Annotated in this window: 18 protein-coding genes; 5 read left to right on the top strand and 13 right to left on the bottom strand. The window is 68.5% G+C overall.

The window, feature by feature from the left end; all coding sequences use genetic code 11:
* Window positions 1-86: 86 nt before the first annotated feature.
* The 4 genes from JC881_RS26650 to JC881_RS26635 form a co-directional block, all read right to left on the bottom strand.
* A complete protein-coding gene (locus JC881_RS26650) occupies window positions 87-512 on the bottom strand; it encodes an organic hydroperoxide resistance protein (RefSeq protein ID WP_093440537.1) in 426 nt (141 codons plus the stop codon).
* 85 nt (window positions 513-597) lie between these two features.
* The gene (locus JC881_RS26645) at window positions 598-1053 is read right to left on the bottom strand and encodes a MarR family winged helix-turn-helix transcriptional regulator (protein WP_198788716.1); all 456 of its coding nucleotides are present in this window, start codon (window positions 1051-1053) and stop codon (window positions 598-600) included.
* Window positions 1054-1134: 81 nt separating this feature from the next.
* Window positions 1135-1974: an ABC transporter permease gene (locus tag JC881_RS26640; protein ID WP_198788715.1), complete on the bottom strand. Its 840-nt coding sequence runs from the start codon at window positions 1972-1974 to the stop codon at window positions 1135-1137.
* A 3-nt stretch (window positions 1975-1977) separates the two neighbouring features.
* On the bottom strand, window positions 1978-2958 hold the full coding sequence (locus tag JC881_RS26635; RefSeq protein ID WP_233102060.1) for an ATP-binding cassette domain-containing protein: 981 nt from the start codon (window positions 2956-2958) through the stop codon (window positions 1978-1980).
* Between the two features lie 164 nt (window positions 2959-3122).
* On the opposite strand from JC881_RS26635, the gene JC881_RS26630 reads away from it, so the two are divergent.
* Both JC881_RS26630 and JC881_RS26625 read left to right on the top strand, forming a co-directional pair.
* Window positions 3123-3890 carry a hypothetical protein gene (locus JC881_RS26630; protein ID WP_332875297.1) on the top strand — a complete coding sequence of 256 codons (768 nt, stop codon included), beginning with the start codon at window positions 3123-3125 and terminating at the stop codon, window positions 3888-3890.
* Window positions 3887-4618 (top strand): hypothetical protein, encoded by a 732-nt coding sequence (locus tag JC881_RS26625; RefSeq protein ID WP_198788712.1) that lies wholly within the window; start codon window positions 3887-3889, stop codon window positions 4616-4618. Before JC881_RS26630 ends, JC881_RS26625 begins: the two co-directional genes overlap by 4 nt.
* A 3-nt stretch (window positions 4619-4621) precedes the next feature.
* On the opposite strand, the gene JC881_RS26620 is transcribed toward JC881_RS26625, so the two are convergent.
* Window positions 4622-5512: a LysR family transcriptional regulator gene (locus JC881_RS26620; RefSeq protein WP_198788711.1), complete on the bottom strand. Its 891-nt coding sequence runs from the start codon at window positions 5510-5512 to the stop codon at window positions 4622-4624.
* A gap of 126 nt (window positions 5513-5638) precedes the next feature.
* Here JC881_RS26620 and JC881_RS26615 point away from each other — a divergent pair, with 126 nt between their 5' ends.
* Both JC881_RS26615 and JC881_RS26610 read left to right on the top strand, forming a co-directional pair.
* Window positions 5639-6295, top strand: coding sequence for a glutathione S-transferase family protein (locus JC881_RS26615; protein ID WP_198788710.1), 657 nt, complete (start codon window positions 5639-5641; stop codon window positions 6293-6295).
* On the top strand, window positions 6292-7263 hold the full coding sequence (locus JC881_RS26610; protein WP_198788709.1) for a pyridoxamine 5'-phosphate oxidase family protein: 972 nt from the start codon (window positions 6292-6294) through the stop codon (window positions 7261-7263). The genes JC881_RS26615 and JC881_RS26610 overlap by 4 nt, the downstream gene beginning before the upstream one ends.
* A gap of 16 nt (window positions 7264-7279) precedes the next feature.
* Here JC881_RS26610 and JC881_RS26605 read toward each other — a convergent pair whose 3' ends face one another.
* A complete protein-coding gene (locus tag JC881_RS26605; RefSeq protein WP_233102059.1) occupies window positions 7280-8452 on the bottom strand; it encodes a cytochrome P450 in 1173 nt (390 codons plus the stop codon).
* Between the two features lie 83 nt (window positions 8453-8535).
* Between JC881_RS26605 and JC881_RS26600 the strand changes: the two genes are divergently transcribed.
* Window positions 8536-9231: an ArsR/SmtB family transcription factor gene (locus JC881_RS26600; RefSeq protein WP_198788708.1), complete on the top strand. Its 696-nt coding sequence runs from the start codon at window positions 8536-8538 to the stop codon at window positions 9229-9231.
* A gap of 9 nt (window positions 9232-9240) precedes the next feature.
* On the opposite strand, the gene JC881_RS26595 is transcribed toward JC881_RS26600, so the two are convergent.
* The 7 genes from JC881_RS26595 to JC881_RS26565 all read right to left on the bottom strand — a co-directional run bounded on the left by JC881_RS26595 (window position 9241) and on the right by JC881_RS26565 (window position 16147).
* Window positions 9241-10251 carry a Bug family tripartite tricarboxylate transporter substrate binding protein gene (locus tag JC881_RS26595; protein WP_198788707.1) on the bottom strand — a complete coding sequence of 337 codons (1011 nt, stop codon included), beginning with the start codon at window positions 10249-10251 and terminating at the stop codon, window positions 9241-9243.
* A 110-nt stretch (window positions 10252-10361) separates the two neighbouring features.
* On the bottom strand, window positions 10362-11879 hold the full coding sequence (locus JC881_RS26590) for an AMP nucleosidase (RefSeq protein WP_198788706.1): 1518 nt from the start codon (window positions 11877-11879) through the stop codon (window positions 10362-10364).
* Window positions 11880-11918: 39 nt separating this feature from the next.
* Window positions 11919-12467, bottom strand: a complete 549-nt coding sequence (locus JC881_RS26585; protein ID WP_198788705.1) for a TIGR00725 family protein — start codon at window positions 12465-12467, stop codon at window positions 11919-11921.
* Window positions 12418-13239: an ABC transporter permease gene (locus tag JC881_RS26580; protein ID WP_198788704.1), complete on the bottom strand. Its 822-nt coding sequence runs from the start codon at window positions 13237-13239 to the stop codon at window positions 12418-12420. Before JC881_RS26580 ends, JC881_RS26585 begins: the two co-directional genes overlap by 50 nt.
* Window positions 13240-13245: 6 nt before the next feature.
* Window positions 13246-14331: an extracellular solute-binding protein gene (locus JC881_RS26575; RefSeq protein WP_198788703.1), complete on the bottom strand. Its 1086-nt coding sequence runs from the start codon at window positions 14329-14331 to the stop codon at window positions 13246-13248.
* A gap of 23 nt (window positions 14332-14354) precedes the next feature.
* Window positions 14355-15383, bottom strand: coding sequence for an ABC transporter ATP-binding protein (locus JC881_RS26570; protein ID WP_198788702.1), 1029 nt, complete (start codon window positions 15381-15383; stop codon window positions 14355-14357).
* A complete protein-coding gene (locus JC881_RS26565) occupies window positions 15380-16147 on the bottom strand; it encodes an ABC transporter permease (RefSeq protein WP_198788701.1) in 768 nt (255 codons plus the stop codon). Before JC881_RS26565 ends, JC881_RS26570 begins: the two co-directional genes overlap by 4 nt.
* Window positions 16148-16181: the final 34 nt, after the last annotated feature.

Genomic DNA, 16181 nt, shown 5'->3' with positions numbered 1-16181 from the left:
TGCGGGTCACGCGTGAGACAACGCCGGCCATGAAAAAAGCGCCCCGGCTTGTGGCCGGGGCGCTTGTTACTTCGCTGACGCCGGGATCAGACGATCACGAGTTCGACGTCGATATTGCCGCGCGTTGCGTTCGAGTACGGGCAGACCTGGTGCGCCGTGTCGACCAGCTTTTGCTTCTGCTCAGCATCGAGGCCAGGCAGCGTGATCGACAGTTGCACCGAGATGCCGTAGGCAGCGCCGCCGTTCGTCGGGCCGAGGGACACCTTCGAGTCGATGGCCACGTCGTCGGGCACCTTCACGCTGATCTTCGGGCCGACGGCCTTCATCGCACCGATGAAGCAGGCGGCGTAGCCGACCGCGAACAGCTGCTCGGGGTTGGTGCCGGGCTTGCCCGAACCGGGCGAGCTGAGCTTGACGTCGATCGCGCCGTCGCTGGACTTGCCTGCGCCGTCACGGCCGCCGACGGTGTGGGCTTCTGCGGTGTAGAGCACTTTGTCGAGCTTGGTGGTCATGGTGATTCCTTTGATGATGGAGGGAGGGGGGTGAAAAAAAGCTTCTCTCGTGGTTCGATCGAAGCGGGGAGAAAAACGTTGTGCGTCAGGCCGCTTTCTTGACGCGGTCGCGCAGGGTCTGGATCTGCTGGGTGAGCGCGATGAGTTCGGGCACCGAGCATTCGGTGGCGGCCATGAGGCAGCCCGGCACACTGGCCGCGCGGGCCTTGAGCTTGCGGCCCGCGGCGGTGAGCGTGATGTGCACGCGGCGCTCGTCGGCCACGTCGCGCACCCGGGCCACGTAGCCGTTGGCTTCGAGCCGCTTGAGCAGCGGAGTGAGCGTGCCGGAGTCGAGCGAGAGGCGTTCGCCGAGTTCGGAAACCATCGGGCCGTCCTGCTCCCAGAGGGCCAGCATGACGAGGTATTGGGGGTAGGTGAGCTGCAGCTTTTCCAGCACCGGCTTGTAGAGCCGGGTCATCGCCAGCGAGGCGGAATACACGGCGAAGCACAGCTGGTTGTCCAGCTTGAGCATTTCGTCGGCGGAGATGGGGGCGGAGCGCATGGGCTGAATTCTAGCGAGCAATTAAATTGTGTGCAATCTAATTTGAAAGCATCCGTTTCGGAATGCCTTCAGCCGGAGCGCCTAAGCCTTGAAGCGCTTGCGCGTCAGCGCGAGTGCGATCCAGAACGCCACCACCGCATACACCGCCAGCACGCCGGCATGCAGCCACCAGTCGGCCGGCCACTGGTCCATGAAGAGCGGCCGCACCAGCGCCACCGCATTGGTCAGCGGGAGCCACGCGGCCACCGCCTTCACGGCCGAGGGCAGTTGCTCCAGCGGAAAGAACACGCCGCTCAGGAACATCATCGGCGTCATGAACAGCGTGAAGTAATAGGTGAAGAAGTCGTATCCCTTGGCCAGCGCATTGAAGATCAGCGCGATCGACGAGAACGTGATGCCCGCGCCGATCAGCACCAGCCACGCGACGATCAACTTCGGGCTGTGGCTGATGCCCAGGCCGAGCATCACGAACAGGATCGCGGTGACGGTGAAGATCGACTTGAACGCGGCCCACAGCATCTCGGCCATCACGATGTCGTCGAGGCCGACGGGCGCATTCATGATGCCGTCCCACGTCTTCTGCACATGCATGCGCGAGAACGCCGAATACAGCGCCTCGAAGCTCGCCGCGTTCATCGCGCTCATGCAGATCGAGCCGCTTGCCAGGAACAGGATGTAGGGCACCTTCACGCCGTCCACCGCCACCTGCCCCACCAGCGCCCCCATGCCGTAGCCGAAGGCCACGAGCCAGATCAGCGGCTCGGCGATGTTGCCGATGAGGCTCGGGATCGCGAGCTTGCGCCACACCAGCAGGTTGCGCAGGAACACGGGCCACCAGCGCAGCGAGATCTCGGGGGCGCGCCACACGGAGGGCGGGGGCGGCGCGGGGTTCGCCGTTGTCGTTGCAGTTGTCGTGTTCATGGTCTAGCCGTCCTCGCGGATCTGGCGCCCGGTGAGCTTGAGAAAAAGGTCTTCCAGGTTCGCGGGGCGATGGAAGGTGCGCAGGCCGCTGTGCCGCGTGAGCGCATCGAGCAGCCGCCGCGCGTCCTGCGTGTAGAAGAACACCGTCTCCCCGCTCACCTCGACGCGCGCCGCCATCGCCTTGAGTTCGGGCGATTCGGCCAGCGACAGCGCACCGTTGCCGTACACCTCCACCACGTCGGGCTCCAGGTGCTCGGCGATCAGGTCGCGCGGCTTGCCTTCGGCGATCTTGCGGCCATGGTCGAGCACCAGGAGGCGCGAGCACAGGCGCTCGGCCTCGTCCATGAAGTGCGTGGTCAGGAGGATCGATTTGCCCTGCTGCAGCAGCACCTGCAGCCGCTCCCACATCAGGTGGCGCGCCTGCGGATCGAGCCCGGTGGTCGGCTCGTCGAGCAGCAGCAGCTTGGGGTCGTTCACCAGCGCGCGCGCGAGCGACAGCCGCCGGCGCATGCCGCCCGAGAGCTCGCCCGGCTTCGCATCGGCCTTGTGCGAGAGCGCCGCGAACTCCAGCAACTGCGGCACGCGGGCGCGCACCTGCGCCTTGCCGAAGCCGAAGTAGCGGCCGTACACCACGAGGTTCTCGGCGCAGCTGAAGTCGGGGTCCAGCGTGTCGAACTGCGTGACCACGCCCAGCTGCGCCTTGATGGCGAGCGCATCGCGCGGCATCTGCAGGCCCAGCGCCGAGATCTCGCCGCCGTCGGGCGCGGTGAGGCCCAGGCACATGCGGATGGTGGTGGTCTTGCCGGCGCCGTTGGGGCCGATCACGCCGAGGCACTCGCCCGGGGCGATCTCGAACGACAGGTCGTCCACGACCGTGGTGTCGCCATAGCGCTTGCGCAGGTGGCTGGCGTGGAAGAGGGGGGAGGTGGGGGAGGAAGAGGGCACGCGGTCATTCTGACGCAGGCTCCAGGCGGATGCCGCCATCGCTTGAACCGATGGACAACTCGCGCTTCTTCGTCGCAACTCCCGGCACAATCGACGCCCAATCGAACACCGCGAGAGAAGAACCAAAGATGCTGCGTTTTCTGTTGGCGCTGTCAGTCGTTTTACTGCTTGGCGCATGTGCCCAGTTTCACCGGCCGCTCGCGGTGGCCGACCGAACGAAGGTCCAGGAGGTCGATCTTCGCGTGGTCGTCGCGCAGGAGAGCTTCATGTTCTCCGCACAGGCACCCGGCGTGAGCGCGGCCACGGGCGGCGGCCTGATCGGCGCGCTGATCGACTCGTCGGTGCAGCAGTCGCGTCAAAAGGAAATGAGTGCGGAAATCGGCGCCATCGTCGGCCCGCTGCTCGATTACGACTACCGCGTCGAGGCGGGTCTTGCCATCGGCGAACTGCTGAACACGCCCAACGCCTTCCCGCTGAAGATCGCCTCCTCGCAGGTGCTCGCGGGCATGCCGCCCAAGGCCGAGCAGAACGCCCGCATCGTCGCCACCAAGAGCGGCCCCGCCTATCTGGTGCTGTTGCTGCAGTACGTGCTGGAGCCGGGGCTGGGCGCCTTCACCACGCGCACCACGGCGCTGCTCTGGCAAGACGGCAACAAGGAGCCCTCGTACCGCTCGGCCACGGTCTTCCAGACGCCCATCGGCGGCGGAACGCGCGCGACCGTCGTGCGCCGGCTGGGCGCCAACGACGGGCAGCAGCTCAAAGCCGTGATGCGCGATTCGATCCAGCAGACGCTGCGCGTGGTGGGCCTGGACCTGGCCGGCGCGCGCTCCGGCGCGATCCGCACCGCGCGGTTCAACGTCAACGGCACGTGGGTGACGCTGGGCGGCCAGGGCTTCGACGAGCAGCCCGGCCGCGTCGTGTTCCGCGACCAGGACAACGCGATGTATTCGGTCCGGACGGCCGCACCATGAAGCAACAACCCTCGCAACCTTCACCACCCCGCACGGGCCTGGCCGCGGCCGCCCTGTTCGCGCTCTGCGCCATGCCCGGCCTCGCGCATGCGCTCACCGAGACCGAACCGCTCGACATGGTCTACCAGCAGGCGCCCGAACAGGAGCAGCGCCCCAACGGTCCGCCGGTCGAGACCCTTCGCGCGCCGCAGGGCTGCAAGCTCTACCTGCCGGCGATCGAGGACGCGCGCAACAACCAGGTCTATGCCGGCAACCTCACGCTGATGCTGCCGACGGTCCATGCCACTCCGAGGACCGTGGAGTCGCTGCGCAGCGGCGATGCGGGCATGTGGACGCGCGATGCGTTGCTGTCGACCAAACGCTACGGCTTTCAGCCAGTCGTCGGCGCGGCGGCTTCTTCTGCTTCTGCTGCTTCCGACCCGGCACGGCAGGTCTCCGCCGTGGTCGCGCTGCGGCTGGCCCATGCGTGGTCCGCGGGGTTGAATCTCGTCTCGCACGTGGTGCTGAAGGTGAACTACCGGCTGCCCGGCGGCGCGGTGGCCACGCGCCTCTATCACGGCATGGGCACGCGCACCAACTGGGCCAGTGGCAACGGCGAGTTCATGTCGGTGCTGAACCTCGGCATGGAAGAGGCGGTGCGAAGCATGGCGATCGATGCCGCGGCGCTGTGCGAGGGCAAGCCGCTGCCCGCGCCCGCGCCCGCATCGGGGCCTGCTACGGCCCCGTAGCGGCTACATCCGCAAGCCGCTGAACTCCGTCTTCATCCAGTCGATGAACGCCCGCGTGCGGGCCGGCAGCAGCCGCGCATTCGGATAGATCACGCTCACCGGCCGCGGCGGCGGCTCGAAGTCTTCGAGCACGATCTGGAGGCGCCCCTGCGTCACATACGGCAGCACCTGGTACGAGAAGAAGGTGCCGAAGCCCATGCCCGCGGCGCAGGCCTCCACGGCGGGCGCGAGGTGGTTGAACTCCAGGCGGTTGCTCGGCGTCACGCTGATCGTCTTGCCGCCTTCGTGGAACTGCCATTGCGGCGGCGCGTCGATGCGGCCGCGCACGCACGACGCGCCGTTCAGGTCGCGCGGATGCCGCGGCGTGCCGTGGCGCGCGAGGAAATCGGGGCTCGCCGCCACCACGCGCCGGATGGTGCCCAGCGTCTGCGCGACGAGCGACGAATCTGCCAGCGGGCTGATGCGGATGCCCACGTCGATGTTCTCCTCCAGCAGGTTCACCGCGCGGTCGTACAGCAGCACGCTGCAGCGCACCTTGTCGTAGCGCGTCATGAAGCGGGTGATGGCCGGCGCCACGTACATGTGGCCGAACAGCACCGGGGCGGTGATCGTGAGTTGCCCCGCCGGCTCGCGCGCCTCAGCATTGAGCGCGCGGTCGGCCGCATCGGCCGCGAGCAGCACCTCACGCGCGCTCGGCAGGTAGTGGCGGCCTTCCTCGGTGAGCGACAGGCGGCGCGTGGTGCGGTGGAACAGCCGCACGCCCAGATGCGCCTCGAGCGCGGCCAGCGAGCGCACCACCGCGGGCAGCGAGGTGCCCAGCGATTCGGCAGCGCGGGTCATGCTGCCTTGCTCGGCGATCTGCACGAAGGTCTGCATGGCTTTGAAGCGGTCCATGGCGCGATTAAACCGGAAAACGCAGCAGTCAAATACAGAAATGGCTATTCATTCATTGATCGCAAGAGAGAAGAATAGGGAGTACGCCACCCCTGGCCCTCGTCTCGACATTCCAAAGGACCTCCCATGAACGCCATCGCCGCCCGCCCTGCGCAACCCATCAAGCTCTACGGCAGCGCCATCTCGGGCCATGTGCACCGCGTGCGGTTGTTCCTCACGATGCTCGGCCTGCCTTTCGAGATCGTCGAGCTCGACCTGAAGAAGCGCGACAACCGCACGCCCGAATTCCTGGCGCGCAATCCCTTCGGCCAGGTGCCGGTGATCGAGGACGGCGACGTCACGCTGGCCGATTCCAATGCGATCCTGGTCTACCTCAACGCGCGCTATTCGGCCGATCCGTCGCGCTGGATGCCGCAGGACGCGGTGGGCGCGGCGCGCGTGCAGCGCTGGTTCTCGGTGGCCGCGGGGCCACTCGCCTACGGCCCGGCCGCGGCGCGTGTGATGGCGCTCTTCGGCCTCGCGGTCGATCCGACCGAGACGGTGACACGCTCGCACGCGCTGCTCACGGTGATGGAGATCCACCTGGAGCGGCAGCCTTTCCTCGCCGGCCCCGAAGCCACGCTCGCCGACATCTCGAACTACGCCTACGTGGCGCATGCGCCCGAAGGCCGCGTGGCGCTCGACGGCTACCCGCGCGTGCGCGAATGGCTGGCCCGCGTGGAAGCATTGCCCGGTTTCGTGCCGATGGTGCGCACGCCGGTCGGGCTTGCGGCGGCGGCATGATCGCCGCGCCGTTCCACGCGGGCGAGCGCGCGCTGCAGTTGCAGGCCGGCTCGCGCGAGCAGATGGCGTTCGCGGGGCCGCGCGTGATCCGCGATTACATGCCCGACCAGCACCGCGAGTTCTTCGCGCAGTTGCCGTTCGTCGTGGTCGGCAGCCTCGATGCGAACCTGCAGCCGTGGGCCAGCGTGCTCGCGGCGCCCGCGGGTTTCGCGCATTCGCCCGACGCGGCGCACCTGCGCATCGATGCGCTGCCCGTGGCTGGCGATCCGCTCGCAGGCCAGCTCGCGCAGGGCGCCCCGCTCGGCTTGCTGGGCATCGAGCCGCACACGCGGCGGCGCAACCGCATGAACGGCACGGTCGAATCGCTCGATGCGACGGGCTTCGTGCTCGAGGTGCAACAGAGTTTCGGCAATTGCCCGCGGTACATCCAGGCGCGCGAGCCGTTGTTCGCGGCGGCAGGCACCGGCGGCGCGCCCGTGCAATGGCTCGATGCGCTCGACCTGGACGCGCAGCGGCTCATCGGCAGCGCGGACACGTTGTTCATCGCCACAGCCTACCCGGATGCGGTGGCGGCGGGCGACGAAGCCGATGTCCGGTCGCACGGCGTGGACGTGTCGCACCGCGGCGGCCGGCCCGGCTTCGTGCGCGTCGATGAAGGTGGCGTGCTCACGGTTCCTGATTTCAACGGCAACCGCTTCTTCAACACGCTCGGCAACCTGCTGGCACATCCCCGCGCGGGGCTGCTGTTCATCGACTACGACAACGGCGACTTGCTCCATGTCGCGGCCACCGCGGAGATCGTGCTGGACGGACCCGAGCTCGCAGAATTCGAGGGCGCCGAACGTCTGCTGCGCCTGCACGTCGAGCACGCATTGCGCCGGCCGGCGGCACTGCCGCTGCGCTGGGGCGATGCGCAACTGTCGCCGCACCTCGCGGGCACGGGGCACTGGGCGACTGCGCGCGTTTGAGCTTGAACGAATGCCGTCAGTGGAAGACGGGAATGCGTGCGTTGGCCGAAGGCCGATAGTGCCAGCCGCGTGCACGCATCGCATCGAGATCGGGCTTGCACTGCAACAGCGCATCGAGCCCCGCGGCCGCGAGCGTGCAGGCCAGCGCCTGGCCCGGGCAGGCGTGCATGCCGTGGCCGAAACCGAGCATGCGACGCCGTTCGCGGATCAGCTTGAAGTTGTCCGGATCGGGGTTGAACGCCGGATCGCGGTTGGCGGCGGCCAGCACCAGCAGCACCGCATCGCCCACGGCCAGCGGCGTGCCCGCGATGGTGACGGGCTCGCTCGCGAAGCGGCGCGTGTTGTGCACCGGCGGGTCGTGCCGCGCCGTCTCTTCCACGATCGCCTGCTGCCCATCGCGCGTGCGCGCCGCTTGCCGCAACGAAGGATCGCGAACCAGTGCGACGAGGCTGTTGCCCAGCAGACCCGCTGTCGCGTCGCAGGTCTGGGAGAGCAGGCCGACGATGTTGGCGAGCCATGCGCGTGAGAGCGGTGCGCTCGCATCGCTTTCGGCCAGCACGGCCGCGAGCAGCGTGCCGTTGCGAGGCGGCGCGCTGGCGGTCAGCACCTCGAATCGCGTCATCAGTTCAGCGGCCGCAACGCTCGCGCTCTGCAGTTGATCCGGCGTCGAGAGCGGCGACAGGCAGGCGACGAAGTCGCGCATCCAGCGGTCCACCTGCGGCAGCGTTTCATCGGCAAACCCGAGCAGGTGCGCGACCGTCTGCACGGACATGGAAAACAGCGCGTCCGACAAAGGCTCCGCCGGCACGTTGCGCGCGACCTGCAAGGCGGACGCGTGCACGGCATTCAGGTCCAGTCCGGCCAGCGCACGCTGCAGCGCGGGCCGATGGGCCTGGTGCGCCGCGCCGTCGTTCATGCGCACCAGATGGCCGAACACCTCGCCGGCCGGGCTGCCCGCGATGGCGCGCGGCACCGGTTCGGCCGCCGGCCGCACGCGCAGTGCGCCGTGCGCGAGCAGCACAGATTCGATGACGTCCGCGCGACTCGCGACCCACACGCGCAGCTTGTCGTTCCACACGAGCGGCGGGCCTTCGCGCAGCGCGGCATAGAAGGGGTAGGGATCGGCATGCGTGACGGCCGCGACCGGATCGACAGGCATGTCGGTGAGGGAAGTGGGGCTGGTGTTCATGGCGCGCAGTGTGCAATCGGCGCTGCCGGCACACTTCGCCCGTGAACGAAGTGTCGATTGCGCCGGCGTTCTACGATCGGCGCATGGACACGAACTCATCCGCCACCGCGGACTTCCAGTTGGCCCGTCTCGCCGGCGCCATCGCCGAGCCGGCGCGCGCCCGCATGCTCAACTGCCTGATGGACGGCCATGCGCGCACCGCGACCGAACTGGCCACCGTCGCCGAGGTGGCCGCCTCCACCGCGAGCGCGCACCTCGCGCGCCTGAAGGAAGAGCGGCTGGTCGAAGTGCTCGTGCAGGGCAAGCACCGCTACTTCCGGCTCGCGGATGACAACGTCGCGGCCGCGCTCGAAAGCCTGATGGTCGTGGCCGGCGCGCCGCGCGCGGTCGAGTTCAAGCCCAACACGCCGAGCCGCCTGCGCGCCGCGCGCACCTGCTACGACCACATGGCCGGCACAGCGGGCGTTGCGCTGCACGACCGGCTGCATGCGCAGGGCTGGCTCAGCGGCCTGCAGAGCGGCTCGTACGAACTCACGCCCGAGGGCGCGATCGCGCTCGAAAGCCTGGGGGTCGAAGTCGATGCGGTGCGCCGCTCGCGCCGGCGTTTTGCCTGCGCGTGTCTCGACTGGAGCGAGCGCCGTCCGCATCTGGGCGGCGCGCTCGGGGCCGCGTGGCTGCAGCTGTCGCTGCGCCGCGGCTGGGTGCGGCAGGAGCTAGACGGGCGCGAGCTCGCGCTCACGCCCAAGGCGCAGCGCGAGATGCCGGAGCTGTTCGCCTGAAGGCTGTCTTCAGGCCTTGAGTTTCAACAGGTAGATCATCGGCCCGGCCATCGCCAGGTCGAGTTCCAGGAAGCTCTCGAAGTCCTTGCCGGCCATCCAGTACGCATCCCAGTTGTTGCGCTTGATGGTCTTTTGCCAGACGTCGGCGCCGGTCGCGCGGCGCACGGCTTCCAGCAGCACGGCGCGGCGCTCGGCGGGCACCTTCTTGCCGGTGAGCACGCCGCGCCAGTTGGCCAGGTCGGCGTCCACGCCCTGCTCGCGCACCGATGGAATGCCCAGGAACGGCCGCTTGGACGAAACGCCGATCGCGCGCAGCTTGCCGCTGGCAAGCGCCTCGCTGAATTCGCTGTAGCCCGAAATGCCGGCGACGGCCTTGCCGGTTTCCAGCGCCTCCACCACCTGCGCGCCGCCGGGGTACGGCTGGTAGACCAGGCCCGCGGTGTTGCCGGCCACGCGCGCCAGCATGCCGGCGTACATGTGATCGACGCCGCCGGCCGAGCCGCCGGCGATGACGGTCTTGGCCACGTCGGCGCGCAATGCGGCGATCAGGTCCTTGGGCGTCTTGATGGGCGAATCGGCCTTCACCGCCACCACTTCGTAATCGCTGGTGAGGCGCGCGACTGGCGAGACCTGCGCCATGGTGACCGCGGGCTTCTGCAGCGCCACCGCGCCGACCATCACCATGCCGCTCATCAGCACGGTGTCGGGGTCGGCATCGTATTTCTCGACGTACTTCGCCAGGCCGATGGTGCCGCCCTTGCCGCCGACGTTCTCGTAGACCACGTCGCCCGCCGCGCCCGAGGCCAGCAGCGCCGCGCCGAGCGCGCGGCCGGTCTGGTCCCAGCCGCCGCCTTCGTTGGCGGGAATGACGATGCGCAATTTGGCAACCAGCTGCGGCTCGGCCGCACCGGCCGGGCGCGACCACAGCGCGGCATGCCCCGCGCCCGCGGCGGCCGCAGCGCCGGCTATCCATGCATGGAAGCGGCGGCGGGAAAGGCTGATGGACTGCGGCTTAGACATTTTGTTTCCAGTTGTTCACAGAGGTAACCGGATGATGTCTAAGAAAAGTGAAAAACACGCGCGTCAACCCCTAGGTGAAAACCCTAGGAATTGCGAATATCTGTCAACTTTTACTGAAAAGCGACTTCCGCGAAGCTGCGCAGCTTTCGGCTGTGCAGCCGGGTCGAGCCCTCTTCCCGAAGGATGTCGATGGCCCGCATGCCGATGCGCAGGTGCTGCTCCACGCGCTCGCGGTAGAAGTGGTTGGCCATGCCGGGCAACTTGATCTCGCCGTGCAACGGTTTGTCGCTCACGCACAACAAAGTGCCGTAGGGCACGCGAAAACGGAAGCCGTTGGCCGCGATGGTCGCGCTCTCCATGTCGAGCGCCACCGCGCGGCTCTGGCTGAAGCGGCGCTGCGGCTGGTTGCCGGGCAAAAGCTCCCAGTTGCGGTTGTCGGTGCTGGCGACGGTGCCGGTGCGCATGATCTTCTTGAGGTCGGGCCCTTCGTAGCGCGTGATGTCGGCCACGGCTTTTTCCAGCGCGAGCTGGATCTCCGACAGCGCCGGAATCGGCACCCACAGCGGCAGCTCCTCGTCCAGCACGTGGTCCTCGCGCACATAGGCGTGCGCCAGCACGTAGTCGCCCAGCTGCTGCGTGTTGCGCAGGCCCGCGCAGTGGCCCAGCATCATCCAGGCGTGCGGGCGCAGCACGGCAATGTGGTCGGTGATGGTCTTGGCATTGGCCGGGCCGACGCCGATGTTGGTCATCGTGATGCCGCTGTAGTCCTCGCGCACCAGGTGGTAGGCCGGCATCTGCGGCAGGCGCGGCGGCGCGGTGCCCTGGCTGCCGTCCAGCAGGTGGCCGAAGGTCTCGCTCGCGCCCGCATCGAGCCCGCGCCGGCGCGTGACCACGTTGCCCGGCTCGATGAAGGCGATGTACTCGCTGTTCTCGTCCGCCATTGCCTCGTGGCCCAGGCGCACGAACTCGTCGATGTAGAACTGGTAGTTGGTGAACAGCACGAAGTTCTGGAACCACTCGGGCGCGGTGCCGGTGTAATGGCGAAGCCGATGCAGCGAGTAGTCCACGCGCGCCGCCGTGAACAGCGACAGCGGCTGCGCCTCGCCGTCGCGCGCCTCGTAGGTGCCGTTGGCGATGCCGTCGTCCATCACGCCCAGGTCGGGCAGGTCGAACACGTCGCGCATCAGCGCGCGGCGGTCTTCGCTCATCGTGCCTTCGATGTGGTCGTTCTCGGCGAACGAGAAATGGATCGGAATGGGCTGCGTGCTGGTGCCCACCTCGAGCTCGACCTGGTGGTTCTCCAGCAGCAGGCGGAACTGGTCCAGGTAGTAGCGGGAGAACAGATCGGGCCGCGTGAGCGTGGTCTCGTAGCGGCCCGGTCCGGCCACGAAGCCGTAGCTCAGGCCCGCATTGGCCGGCGGCGTGTGGCGCGAGACCGTGTGCGTGTGCACCCGCACGAACGGGTAGCAGGCCCGCACCCGGCCCGGCAGCGCCTCCCCGGCCACGAAGCGCAGCATCGATTCGCGCAGGTGAGACAGGCCACCCTGGTAGATGGCCTTGACCTGGTCGAGTGCGGCGGCGGCGTCGGTGAAGCGGGCGGGGGCGACGAATGTGGGCATGTAGGGCATGGCGGCATTGTGCAATGCGGCCGACTGCCCGGGGCGCGGTCAGGCCAGCAGGCAGGCGAGCACTTTGGCGAGCATGTCGTCCACGTCCGTCGCCTGCACCGCTCCCGGCAATTCCACATCGCCATGCATCACGAACACCGGCTTGCCCCACTTCAGGCCCAGCGCCATTTCCGACAGCGTGCCCATGTTGCCGCCGATGGCGATGAGGCACACGCCGCTGCGCGCGACGATCGCGTTGCGTATCTCGCCCATGCCGGTGGGAATGGCCACGCTGAGCCATTCGTTGGCGTTGCGGTCGTCGTCCTCGGGAAGGATCCCCACGGCGATGCCGCCGGCCTCGGTGGCGCCGCGCGAGGCCGCGGCCATCACGCCGCCGCGCCCGCCGCAGACCACCGCCATGCCCGCGCCGGCCAGCGCGTGCGCCACCGCGTACGCGGCCTCGCATTCCATCGGCCCGCCGTCGCCCGGGCCGAGGATGGCCACCGGCTGGCGATGCCGCGCCGGGCTCCACTGCTTTTGCGCAAGGCGCGTCAGCGCCTCAGTGACCGGCGCCGACAGCACCGCGCTCGCGCCTTCGCGTAACGACATCGCCCACTCCCATCACGATCACACACACCACCATCAGCACCAGCGACAAGGCTGCTGCCACCGCGAAATCCGAACCGCCGTCGCCCACCTGCGCGAGCAGCATCAGCGGCAGGATGTTCAGCTGCGTGCCCACCAGCGCGAGCGCCGTGCCGTAGGTGCCCATCGCGATCGCGGCCACCATGCAGGCGTTCGACAGCACCGAGGGCGCCACCTCGGGCACCACCGTGTCCCAGAACGCGCGCGCCTTCGAAGCGCCCAGCGTGCGCGCCGCCTGCGCCGGGCGCAGGTCGAGGTTGGCGAACACCGGGTAGAGCGACAACGCCACGCGCGGGATCAGGTAATAGGCGTACGCAAAGCCCAGGCCCGACACGCTGTAGATCCAGCTGCCGATGACGGCCGGATCGGCGCCCAGCCCCGCGAGCAGCTGCGTGACGAAACCCGCGCGCCCGAACGCGAGGATGAAGCCGTACGCGATCACCAGCCCCGAGAACGCGAGCGGCAGGCCCAGCAAGGTCATCATCCATTGGCGCCGGTGCTCGGGCTGGCGCGCGAGCTCGATGGCGATGCAGGTGCCCACCAGCGCCGAGATCGCGCCCGCCGCGAGGCCCAGGCCCAGCGTGTTGCGCAGCGCGCCCAGGAACAGCGGATTGCCGAACAGCCGCCCGAACGCGCTGCCGCCCTCGGCGAAGGCCTCGGGCAGCAGCGCCGCGAGCGGCACCGCGAAAAAGAGCGCCATGAAGGCCCACGCGGGCCAGGCGCCGAAGCGTCGCATCGCCGCCTACTTCCCCAGCGCGGCCTGCGCCCAGAGCTTGTCCACGTCGGCCTTGCGCTCCGAGGCCTTCACCACGTCGAGCGGACGGATCTGCGGCGCGGGCGGCATCTTCGCCGCGACGTCGGCAGAAAGCGGCGTGCCCGGCACGGCGGGCCGCACGAAGCCCTGCGCGAACAGCGTCTGGCCCGCCTCGCTCATGATGAAGTTCAGCCACAGCTTGCCCGCGTTCGGGTTCGGCCCGTTCTTCACCAGGCTGATCGCATACGGCGCGGCCACGCTGGCTTCCTTCGGAATCACTACTTCGATCGCATCGCCCATGCCGTCGACATGCTTGGCCTTCAGGCCGTCGTTCTCGTAGCTGATCCACACCGGGATCTCGCCCTTGAGGAACTTGGCGTACGGCGTGGTGCCTTCCACGCGAAGCACGTTGCCGGCCGCATGCAGCTTGCCGAGGTAGTCGGTGCCGGGCTGCACGTTGTCCACGCTGCCGCCGTTGGCATAGGCCGCGGCGAAGGTCAGCACCTGGCCGATGCCGGTGGAGCGCGGATCGAGATACACCACCGTGTTCTTGAACTCGGGCTTGAGCAGGTCGGCCCAGCCGGTGGGCACGTTCTTCACCAGCTTCCTGTTGACGAGGAACGCGATGTTGAGCGTGTGGATGGTGAACCAGCGGCCCTCGGCCTCGCGGAACACCGGCGGCAGCTTGTCGAAGTTGACGGGCTTGAAGGGCGCGACCACGTCCTTCTTCGCGGCATCGACGGCCGAGGCGGCGAAGTAGTAGGCGGTGTCGGCCTGCGGACGGCGCCTGGTCTTTTCGAGCGCGACGACGGTGGCGGCCGAGCCGATGTCGTTGTAGGTCAGCTCGATCTCGGGGTAGCGCTTCTTGAAGTCGCGGAACAGCGATTTCCAGTTGGCCCATTCGGGTCCCGTGTCGAAGGAGACGCACAGGCCTTCCTTCTGCGCTTCGGCGTACAGCGCCTTCTCACCGGCGTAGAGCTCGGGGCCGTCGAAGGCGAAGGCGGTGCGGGCGAGGGTGGCCAACGACAGCACGGGCAGTGCGCCGGCGGCGTGGATCAGATGTCTGCGTTGCATGGTGGCTCCTTGGAGGGATGGGGTCAGTGATCGAGCAGGCGGAGGTGTTCGGGCGCGATGGCGATGGCTTCATTCGCCGGTTCCGCGGACTCGGCGAGAAAGGGCTTGCCCGCCCCCGCCACCTCGAAGTCGTAGCGCGTGAGCGCGCCCAGGTAGCGCTGCGCACCGGTGCGGCCGGCCAGACGGTTCACGCTGCCTGGCGCCGGGTCGGGGCGGATGTGTTCGGGCCGCACCAGCACATGCACTTCGGTGCCGTAGGGCCGGGTGCCGGTCTCGGCGAAGAGTTCGGCAAAGCCCATGTCCAGCCGCCCCGGCGCGGCCACCTTCGCGGGCAGGATCGTCGAGAGCCCGACGAACTCCGCCACCGCGCGGCTGGCGGGGTGCTCGTAGATCTCGCGCGGCGTGGCGATCTGCAGCAGCCGCCCGTCCTTGAGCATCGCCACGCGGTCGGCCATCACGAGCGCTTCTTCCTGATCGTGCGTGACCAGCAGCGTGGTCGCGTTGAAACGCTGCTGGATCGCGCGGATCTGGTCGCGCAGATGGCCGCGCACGCTGGCGTCCAGCGCCGAGAGCGGCTCGTCGAGCAGCAGCGCGCGCGGATCGATCGCGAGCGCGCGGGCCAGCGCCACGCGCTGCTGCTGGCCGCCCGAGAGTTGCGCCACTGCGCGCCTGGCGTAGTCGCCGAGACCCACGATGTCGAGCAGGTCCTGCGCGCGCTGGCGGCGCTCGGCCGTGTGGACCTTGCGCAGCTTGAGCCCGTAGGCCACGTTGTCCAGCACGCTCAGGTGCGGAAAGAGCGCGTAGCTCTGGAACACCATGCCGATGTGGCGCCGGTGCACCGGCGTGCGCGACATGTCTTCGCCGTCCAGCGCGATGCGGCCCGTGTGTCCCGTCTCCAGGCCCGACACGAGCTTCAGCAGCGTCGACTTGCCCGAGCCGCTCGGCCCGATCACCGCCACCAGCTCGCCGGTGCGCACGTCGAGCGACACCTCGTGCAGGCCGTGCGTGCTGCCGGGGTAGTTGTAGCTGACGTTGTCCAGGAGGAGGCTCATGCGCGTTGCTTCACCAGTGAAGAGGAAAGAAGGGCCGACGCGCTCGCCAGCACGAGAAGGATCACGGTCGCCGCACAGGCAAAGCCCGTCGCGCCATAGAAGGCCTGCAGCAGCACCACCGGATACGTGCGGTTCTGGAAACTCGTGAGCAGGTTCGACAACCCGAACTCGCCCACCGAAATGGCAGCCACCATCACCAGCCCGCTGATCAGGCTCTGCCGGAGGCTCGGCAGCACGATGCCGGTGAACTGCTGCCAGCCCGAGGCGCCGAGCGTCGCGGCCGCCTGCTCGAGCCGGCCGAGGTCCAGGTGGCGCAGGTCGGTCAGCAGCGTGTTCGTCAGATAGGGCAGCGTGAGGATCGCGTGCGCCGCGATCAGGAGCGGCATCGAGCCGAGCCAGGGCGCGATGTCGGTGTTGAACACGATCATGTAGCCGAAGGCCAGCGTGATCGTGGGCACCGCGACGGGCGTGGCGCTCACGATGCGCGCGGCGATGCTGCTGCCGCGCCGCGCGCCGTGATAGAGCGCGTAGGCCAGCGGCAGCGCCAGCACCGTGTTGATCGCGCAGGCGCTCATCGCCACCACGAGGCTGCTCACGAAGGCCTTGCGAAACGACGTGTCCAGCCAGAGGTCGAGGTACCACTGGCCGGTGATGCCCGTGGGCAACAGCGTGTTGGTCCAGTTGCCGCCAAAGCTGCCGACCAGCAGCAAGGCGATGGGCAGCAGCAGGTACAGGCCGTAGACGAGCGAGATGCCGCGAATCAAGGTGAAGGTCTCCGAGTGACTTGCGCAACCGGCA

It is taken from the genome of Variovorax sp. IB41 (assembly GCF_016405905.1).
Taxonomy (GTDB): domain Bacteria; phylum Pseudomonadota; class Gammaproteobacteria; order Burkholderiales; family Burkholderiaceae_C; genus Variovorax.
The sequence above is the reverse complement of the archived record's forward strand: the minus strand, read 5'-3'. Positions and strand labels throughout refer to the sequence as shown.